The 9,378-nt window shown below is 36.9% G+C and carries 6 protein-coding genes and 1 pseudogene; 5 read left to right on the top strand and 2 right to left on the bottom strand.

Features of this window, described 5'->3' with window-relative positions; all coding sequences use genetic code 11:
• The 4 genes from AC1DDX_RS16485 to AC1DDX_RS16500 form a co-directional block, all read left to right on the top strand.
• A partial coding sequence (locus tag AC1DDX_RS16485) for a S46 family peptidase (RefSeq protein ID WP_477622281.1) occupies positions 1–265 on the top strand: 265 nt, incomplete at its 5' end.
• Between the two features lie 459 nt (positions 266–724).
• A complete protein-coding gene (locus tag AC1DDX_RS16490; protein ID WP_246269747.1) occupies positions 725–2,992 on the top strand; it encodes a GH92 family glycosyl hydrolase in 2,268 nt (755 codons plus the stop codon).
• Positions 2,993–3,041: 49 nt separating this feature from the next.
• The gene (gene fucP / locus AC1DDX_RS16495) at positions 3,042–4,280 is read left to right on the top strand and encodes an L-fucose:H+ symporter permease (RefSeq protein ID WP_172663856.1); all 1,239 of its coding nucleotides are present in this window, start codon (positions 3,042–3,044) and stop codon (positions 4,278–4,280) included.
• 26 nt (positions 4,281–4,306) lie between these two features.
• Positions 4,307–5,002, top strand: a complete 696-nt coding sequence (locus tag AC1DDX_RS16500; RefSeq protein WP_288882291.1) for an SGNH/GDSL hydrolase family protein — start codon at positions 4,307–4,309, stop codon at positions 5,000–5,002.
• A gap of 131 nt (positions 5,003–5,133) precedes the next feature.
• On the opposite strand, the gene AC1DDX_RS16505 is transcribed toward AC1DDX_RS16500, so the two are convergent.
• Positions 5,134–6,315, bottom strand: a complete 1,182-nt coding sequence (locus tag AC1DDX_RS16505; RefSeq protein WP_172663854.1) for an AIR synthase related protein — start codon at positions 6,313–6,315, stop codon at positions 5,134–5,136.
• Positions 6,316–6,455: 140 nt separating this feature from the next.
• Complete coding sequence (locus AC1DDX_RS16510; protein ID WP_172663853.1) at positions 6,456–8,642, bottom strand: glutamine synthetase III family protein; 2,187 nt, start codon at positions 8,640–8,642, stop codon at positions 6,456–6,458.
• A 448-nt stretch (positions 8,643–9,090) separates the two neighbouring features.
• Between AC1DDX_RS16510 and AC1DDX_RS16515 the strand changes: the two are divergent.
• Positions 9,091–9,378 (top strand): annotated as a pseudogene (locus tag AC1DDX_RS16515) (energy transducer TonB); the annotation flags it as partial.

Raw genomic sequence — 9,378 nt, forward strand, 5'->3', positions numbered from 1 at the left:
GTATGGCAATGACGGAACTTTAACCGTTGGTTTTATTACCAATAATGACATCACCGGAGGTAATTCGGGGTCGCCGGTTATTAATGGTAATGGTGAACTGATCGGTTTAGCATTTGATGGTAACTGGGAAGCCATGAGCGGTGATATCGCTTTTGATAAACAGTTTAAACGTACCATATGTGTGGATGTACGCTATGTGTTATGGTGTATTGATGTGCTCGGCGGTGCTAAGAATTTGATTGAGGAATTAGATTTGAAAAAATAAGAGGAAAAAATGACACACTCTTTTCATCCTCGAATATTTGCTGAAGAGCAAAAATTCGCATGTCTTCAAAGAGGAATCATTTTTTCTGGAAAAGAGGATAGGAAGGAGCAGAAAGGAAGGAGTTTTATCTGAATCGATCGTCATCCTGAGTTTAGCTCAGGATCTCTCACAGACAAGTTCGCCATCTCGACCTGAGGAGAGATCTCTTGGTTATGTTAATTCAAGAGATCTCTCCTCAGGTCGAGATGACGGTAGCTTTAAAAACAATCTGCTATTGTTGATATTAAAAAAGGGACGGCTTGCATTTGCAAACCGTCCCTTTTTTAATTGCGGTTTATTGGTTTGCTATAAGGGTTTAGTAACATAAATAATGCTGTTTTTTATGGAATGAGTTTTATATCTTTAGCATTGCACACATTGTGAAAACTTAAGAACCAAACTTATAAACTAATCAGTATTATGTCCTTAATCTTTAATAGAACAATTACGTCCAAACTCAAGATTGCTTTTTCGGCAGCTTTGCTTTTTGGTCAGGGTATTGCCATGGCCCAGACGAACCAGTATGAGGGAACTGGTAACCTAAAATATGTGGATCCAATAATTGGTAATGTAGGTCAGCTTTTAGAACCTACCAGACCAACCGTACAACTTCCTAACCAAATGATAAGGATGTTTGCTCAACGACCTGATTATATGTCGGATCAGATTTCCAGTTTCCCTTTAAATGTTGTTTCACATAGGATGGGGCAGGTTTTTTCTATTAAACCAACTGTAAAGGATATAGAGGCATCTGATTGGAACAAAAAGATGACTTATGATCATGATCTGGAGATAAACCGCCCCTGGTATTATACTACCTGGTTGATTGATGAAGAAATAAAAGTTGAGTTTACTCCAGGAAAAAAGACGGGTATATTCAAATTTGAATATCCTGAAAACAGTGAAAAAGGATTGTTACTTGGTGTATATAATGGTGGTGAACATGAATATAAGTCAATTTCAAAAAGAGAAATAAGTGGTATAGAAACCTACAATGGAAATATTAAAGTTTACATGTATGGCGCTTTTAATACGGATGTTGTATTGGGTGGTTTAAAGGATGGTAAAGCTATAGTGGCCAATTCGGTAGATGAAAAGGACTTAAAAGCATGGGTTAGGTTTCCGAAAAATGCACCAAAAAATATTGAATTTAAATATGCCATTTCTTATGTCAGTGCAGAGCAGGCTAAGAAGAATTTCGACAATGAGTTGAAAAACTCAACCTTTGAGCAGCAAGTTAAAAAGGGAGAAGAAGCATGGTCGAAAGTAATCAATCAAATTAAAACAGTAGGAGGAACAGAAGCTCAAAAGCGTTCGTTCTATACTGCTTTATATCGTTGTTATGAGCGTATGGTTGATATTACTGAGGATGGCCAATATTATAGTGGTTATGATAAGCAGGTTCATAAAACTACGCGTCCGTTTTATGTAGACGATTGGTCGTGGGACACTTACCTTGCACATCACCCGCTTCGCACAATCCTTAACCCTGAACAGGAAGGTGACATGATGAACTCTTATGTAAACATGTATACGCAGAGTGGATGGGTACCTACATTTCCGTTGTTGTTTGGCGATAATCCATGCATGAATGGATTTCACTCATCAATTACCTTTCTTGATGCTTACCGTAAAGGAATAAAAAGCTTTGATGTTAATAAAGCTTATGAAGGGATGCTTAAAAATGCAAATGAAGCAACAATGCTACCATGGAAAAATGGTCCAAAAGGTGAACTCGAGGATTTTTACTATGAAAAAGGATATTTTCCATCCCTGAAAAAAGATGAAAAAGAAACTGTTACTAATGTGCATAGTTGGGAAAAACGCCAGGCTGTAGCAGTAACTTTAGGGCATAGCTATGATGACTGGGCTGTTGCGCAAATGGCCAAAGAGCTTGGAAAGGATCAGGATTACACCAAGTTTATAGCAAGAAGTAGTAACTATAAGAATTTATGGGATAGCAAAACTCAGATGTTTTTACCAAAAGATAAAGATGGTAACTGGGTAGATATAGATCCTAAGTTTGATGGCGGTATGGGCGGCAGAGACTATTATGATGAGAATAATGGCTGGACTTATTTATGGCAAGTGCAACAGGATGTTAAAGGCCTGATAGGATTGTTTGGTGGTGCAAAAAGCTTCGAGAATAAATTAGATCAGCTTTATAGAGAGCCGCTTGGTAGAAGTAAATATGAAAACTGGGCTAAGTTCCCGGATGCAACGGGTATGGTTGGTCAGTTCTCTATGGGGAATGAGCCGAGCTTTCACATCCCTTATTTATTTAATTACACGGCTTCGCCATGGAAAACTCAAAAACGCATCAGATTTCTTTTGGACACCTGGTTTAAAGACAATGTATTCGGTATTCCTGGTGATGAAGACGGTGGTGGTATGACAGCTTTTGTGGTATTCTCGTCGATGGGATTTTATCCCGTTACGCCAGGTATTCCGGTATATACAATCGGAAGTCCGGTATTCCAGAATGTTACAATAGAGCTTTCTAACGGAAAGAAATTTCAACTGATAGCAAACAACTGTTCAGTTGTAAATAAATATATTCAAAGTGCCAAGTTCAACGGACAAGTGCTAAATACACCATGGTTTACTCATGAGCAGTTAGTTGCGGGAGGAAAATTGGAACTTGAAATGGGAGCTAAGCCAAACAAGACCTGGGGAGTATCAAAATAAGTAACAGACAACCTAAACCAATAATAAATTAACCATTTATAACAAAATTATGAGCGAATTAAAAGTTAAAGCAGCCTTTACTGAGAAGAAATTCCTGGTAACGATAATATTTGTAACCTCCCTTTTTATGTTCTGGGGTATTGCAATTACAATGGCTGATGTGTTGAATAAACATTTTCAGCATACAATGAGTCTTTCCAAGTTCCAGTCTGCCTTTGTGCAGTTTGCAGTATTTGGTGCATATGCAGTGATGGGTATACCTGCCGGATTGTTTATGAAACGCTTCGGATACAAAAAAGGAGTCCTTTTAGGACTATCTCTTTTCGCGGCAGGAGCTTTCTTGTTTGTGCCAGCAGCTAATATCTCTTCCTTTGCTTTCTTTGGTATTGCATTGTTCATTGTGGGCTGCGGTTTATCAACATTAGAAACAGTTGCCCATCCGTTTGTTGCCTCTTTAGGAGACCAACGTACTAGTGATCTTCGTATAAATTTTGCTCAAACATTTAATGCGGTTGGAACTATGTTGGGGCCCGCAATAGGAAGTTATTTTTTACTAAGTAATAATGTTGAGGGTAGTACAGATCTTACCTCAGTAAAAATATTATATGCTGTTATTGGAACTGTTATTCTACTTGTTGCAGTTGCATTTTCTTTTGTTAAAATACCAGCTTTAATAGATCCACATGTTACAGCAGTAGATGAGAATGCCGTAAATGTTGATACCGCTCCTGATAAGAAGCTATTTGATCATAAGCATTTTGTATGGGCAGTAATAGCTCAATTTTTTAATGTTGCAGCCCAAGCCGGAACATGGGCATTCTTTATTAATTACGGACACGAAAAAATGGGCTTTACCGATTCTGAAGCAGGGTATTATATGGTGGTGTTTATGGGTATGATGCTTACAGGTCGTATTTTGGGTACCTTCTTAATGCGAGTAATCGCACCTAATAAGTTGCTGGCAATATTTGCTATTGGTAATATTCTAATGTGCGTTATAGTTGCTCAAAGCTTTGGATGGGTATCTTTTGTTGCGCTTCTTATGATCAACTTTTTCTTTAGTATCATGTTTCCTACTATTTTTAGTCTTGGGCTTAAAAATCTTGGTGCACGTACACAACAAGCTTCTTCATTTATATCAATGGGAGTTGTTGGAGGCGCATTTTTCCCTTTTATAATGGGAGCGGTGGCTGACAGTGCAGGAATTGCACATGCATATTATACACCAATAATCTGTTATATTGTGATCTTTATGTTTGCTTATAAATTCTATAAGGTAAAACACTAGAAAATAACTTTAACCAAATGAATAGTATGAAAATAACTTCTAAAAAATGGCTGATCATTCCAGCCATTTTACTCTCCATTCAATTTTCTCAGGCACAGGACTGGGCTAATCTAAAAAGATATCAGGAAGAGAATTCGAAGCTCAGTGCACCTGCTAAAAATGAAAATAGAGTTGTTTTTATGGGTAATTCAATTACTGAGGGATGGAAGAACAATCGGCCTGAATTTTTTTCCAGCAGACCTTATATTGGTCGTGGGATTAGTGGGCAGACTACACCACAGATGCTCATCAGGTTTCATCAGGATGTGGTTGCGCTAAAACCTAAAGTAGTTGTGATGCTCTGCGGAATCAATGATATTGCTGGTAATACAGGTCCTTCGACTCTGGAAATGATTGAAGACAACATCACTGCTATGACCGAAATTGCAAGAGCAAATAAGATTAAGGTGGTACTTTCTTCTGTGTTACCTGCTTTCGCCTTCCCATGGAAACCGGGGGTGGAACCTGCTGATAAAGTGATTGAATTAAATAAATGGATTAAAGCTTATGCTGAAAAAAATGAATTCATTTATGTAGATTATTTCTCTGCGATGAAAGATGAAAGAAATGGCTTGCCGAAAAGCTTAGCTGAAGATGGTATTCATCCTAATAAAGCTGGTTACGCAATTATGGAGCCGCTTGTTGAGCAAGGTATTGCAAAAGCGCTAAAGCAAAAGAAATAAAGCATTGTTTATAACTTGTTTGAACTTTCGCCATCTCGAACATTGTGATCTCATTGCTGATTCTTTATGTACTAAAAAGGGTGTACCATGATTATGATACACCCTTTTAGGTCTATTACTAAGCTTATATGTTAATTATAAACAAACTCGCCATTTTCCGAAACAATTGTTACTTGTTTTTGGGTAGAACCCTCTACGCGACCAATAATTTGAGCATCAATATTAAAGCTTTTAGAGATGGCAATGATGTCTTCAGCTATTTCAGCCGGAACATATAATTCCATGCGGTGGCCCATATTAAATACCTTATACATTTCTTTCCAATCTGTACCAGACTCTTCCTGTATTAAACGGAACAGGGGAGGAATAGGAAATAAATTATCTTTTATGATATGAACATTGTTATTAACAAAGTGAAGCACTTTAGTTTGTGCGCCACCGCTGCAATGAACGATACCATGAATTTGAGGCCTGTGACTTTCTAATACCTTTTTTATAACAGGAGCATAAGTGCGTGTAGGTGATAATACCAGTTTGCCGGCAGTTACTTCCGTTTGGTCATCAATTTTAATCGGATCGGTTAGTTTCTTTCCACCAGAAAATACCAAATCAAAAGGAACAGCAGGATCAAAACTTTCAGGATAACTGTTTGCTACAGATTTATCGAATACATCATGACGAGCAGAGGTAAGTCCGTTAGATCCCATACCGCCATTATATTCTGTTTCATAGCTGGCTTGTCCATATGAAGATAGGCCAACGATTACATCACCGGCCTGTATTTTGTCGTTGCTGATGATTTTTTCACGTTCAATACGACATGTTACTGTTGAATCAACAATGATTGTACGTACCAGATCACCTACATCGGCAGTTTCGCCACCAGTTGAGTAAATAGAGATGCCCTGAGACCTAAGCTCAGCTAAAATCTCTTCAGTGCCATTAATAATGGCAGCAATTACTTCACCAGGGATCAGGTTTTTATTACGACCAATTGTTGATGACAATAAAATATTGTCGGTAGCCCCAACACAGATCAAATCATCAATATTCATAATGATTGCATCCTGAGCAATGCCTTTCCAAACAGAAATATCACCGGTTTCTTTCCAGTAAACATAAGCCAATGAAGATTTTGTACCTGCACCGTCAGCATGCATTATGTTGCAAAAAGCCTCGTCGTTGCCTAAAATATCAGGGATGATCTTACAGAAAGCCTGCGGAAAAATACCTTTATCTATGTTTTTGATGGCTTGGTGCACATCTTCTTTCGAGGCAGAAACGCCACGCTGGTTGTACCTGTTATCACTCATGTTGTTGCAAAGATAGGGAAACCCCTTAATGTTAAAACTTTAATGTAGAAAAAAAACATACTAACTAATAAAAAAATAACCCCTACTAATTAAAGCAGAGGTTATAAAACTAAAAAATAGTTGGTTATTAGGAGTTTGGTTTATTTTATAAACAATAATTCCCTGAACTTAGGTAGAGGCCATACGCTGTCATCTACGATTTGTTCTAATTTATCTGTATGGTAACGAATAGTATCGAAGTAAGATTTTACTTTCTCATCGTAGCTGATCGCTTTCTCACGTGAATCTTCAATTGCATTTACTTTTTTACGTTGCTCAAGCATTGCGTCAATGCTGGTTTTAACGATATTTAAGTGCTCAGATACTTTGTTGATGATAGAAAGTGGAGTTGCTAATGCATCACCTGATAAGCCAAGTTCTTTTAATCCTTTAGCATTTTCGATTAACGAATTTTGGTAAGCAATAGCGGCAGGAATGATCATACTGTTTGTTACTTCACCCATTACTCTTGCTTCGATTTGAAGTTTTTTGTAATAGCTTTCTAACAAGATCTCATGACGGGCATGTAACTCACGCTCATTAAAGATGTTGAGTTTAGTAAATAACTCAGTAGATTTTTCACTTACGTAAGCATCTAAAGCAACTGGAGTAGTTTTGATGTTTGATAAACCGCGTTTAGCAGCTTCTTCAGCCCACTCATCGCTGTAACCATTTCCTTCAAAACGGATATCTTTAGATTCTTTGATGTATTTTTTAAGAATAGTTAACAATGCAACATCTTTTTTCTCGCCTTTTTTGATCAGTTTATCAACTTCAGTTTTGAATTTGATCAATTGATCAGCTACGATTGTGTTTAACACAGTCATAGGAGCAGAAGAGTTAGCAGAAGAACCTACAGCTCTTAACTCAAATTTATTACCTGTAAAGGCAAAAGGAGAAGTACGGTTACGGTCAGTATTGTCTAACAAGATCTGAGGGATCTTAGGAATACCTAACCATAAAGAATCTTCATTTTTAACTTTTTTAATGATGCTTCTTGATGATTCGATCTCGTCTAATACCTCAGCTAATTGAGAACCAAGGAAGATAGAGATGATTGCAGGAGGAGCTTCATTAGCACCTAAACGGTGATCGTTGCTTACTGAAGCAATACTTGCTCTCAATAAATCAGCATGCTCATGAACAGCTTTGATAGTGTTAACAAAGAATGTTAAGAACATCAAGTTGTTTTTCGGAGTTTTTCCTGGAGATAATAAGTTTTTACCAGTGTCAGTAATTAATGACCAGTTGTTGTGTTTACCTGATCCGTTGATACCAGCATATGGTTTTTCATGTAAAAGAACTTTAAAGTTATGTCTTAAAGCAACTTTTTCCATTAAGTCCATTAACAATTGGTTATGATCAATTGCAAGGTTGATTTCTTCATAAATAGGAGCACACTCAAATTGAGAAGGAGCAACCTCATTATGACGGGTTTTCAAAGGAATACCTAATTTTAAAGCTTCATTTTCGAAATCAACCATGTAGGTGAATACACGCTCAGGAATAGATCCGAAATAATGATCTTCTAATTGCTGTCCTTTTGCAGACATATGACCGAACAAAGTACGTCCGGTTAATGCTAAATCCGGACGAGCATTATATAATGCAAGGTCAACAAGGAAATATTCTTGTTCAATACCTAAAGATGCATTTACTTTAGTGATGCTTTTATCGAAATACTGACAAACGTCAACAGCAGCTTTATCCATAGCAGCAAGTGCTTTTAATAAAGGAGCTTTGTAATCTAGTGCTTCACCGGTATAAGAAACAAATACAGTTGGGATACAAAGTGTTTTACCAGCTTTGCTTTCCATAATGAATGCTGGAGAAGAAGGGTCCCATGCAGTATATCCGCGTGCTTCGAAAGTATTACGGATACCACCATTAGGGAAGCTTGATGCATCTGGTTCTTGTTGAACTAGCGCACTACCTGCGAAATTCTCAATTGCGCCATCGCTGCTAGGCTCAAAAAATGAATCATGTTTCTCAGCTGTAGTGCCGGTTAATGGTTGAAACCAGTGGGTATAGTGAGTAGCGCCTTTAGCCATTGCCCAGCCTTTCATAGCCGTTGCGATGTGGTTGGCATCTTCATGATTAATTAGTTCGCCCGATTCAATCGATGCCACTAATTTCTGATAAACCTCTTTTGACAAGAAATCTTTCATTTTTCTTTTGTCAAAAACATTAACGCCAAAAAAATCAGAAATTTTAGTCGAAGGTGACTTTACCTCTGGTGAAATTCTTGTCTGCGCTTCTTTTAATGCAATTGTTCTTAAGCTTTTCATTTATTTGTTTAAAATTTTATCAAAAATAGGATTATTAATTAATAATTTCCATCAAATTGTGTGTAAAAATACAAATGTTAGCAAATTTTAACATAAAATTTACGCTTTTTAGATGAAAATCAGTTTTTAAGAAGAAAAATAAGTTGAAGAGGCGGCTTATTTATTTGGAAGGTTAAGTCTGTCTCTCGAAGGGTAAATATACAGTTTGTTCATTTATTTTTATATTTTTTGGTGTTATTTTTTCGTTTTTGCTGTTTTTTGTCTGAAAAATTTCTTGTTTTTGTTGGGAAAACACTAAAAATCTATAAAACTGCCGTTTTTTATGATTTTTAGCGGAGAAGATATTTTTCTGCGTTTTGGTGAAAAAACATCGTGATTTAAGTTTTTTTTAAAGTGTTATGGAATATACGGGTATTCTACATCCTGTTTAAAACTAATACTTGAAATTATGTTTAACATCTCATCCAATTTACACAAGGCAGAGTGGCTCGACCTTGTATTTAGAAACAGAAATAAAAACTATGGTGCTTATGCACTAAGATCTCAATCATCAGGCACTACAGCACGCGCTTTATTTATTGCTGCCCCGCTTTTTGTTCTTTTTTTTGCTGGCCCAATGATTTACAAACATTTTATTAGTAAAGACGCAGATGCACTCATCGAACCTTTAAAACCTGATCGTGTTATTGATATAAATATTGCTGATCGACCAATAGAGAAACCAAAACTTCAGGAA

The organism is Pedobacter sp. 10L46_2, assembly GCF_056395165.1.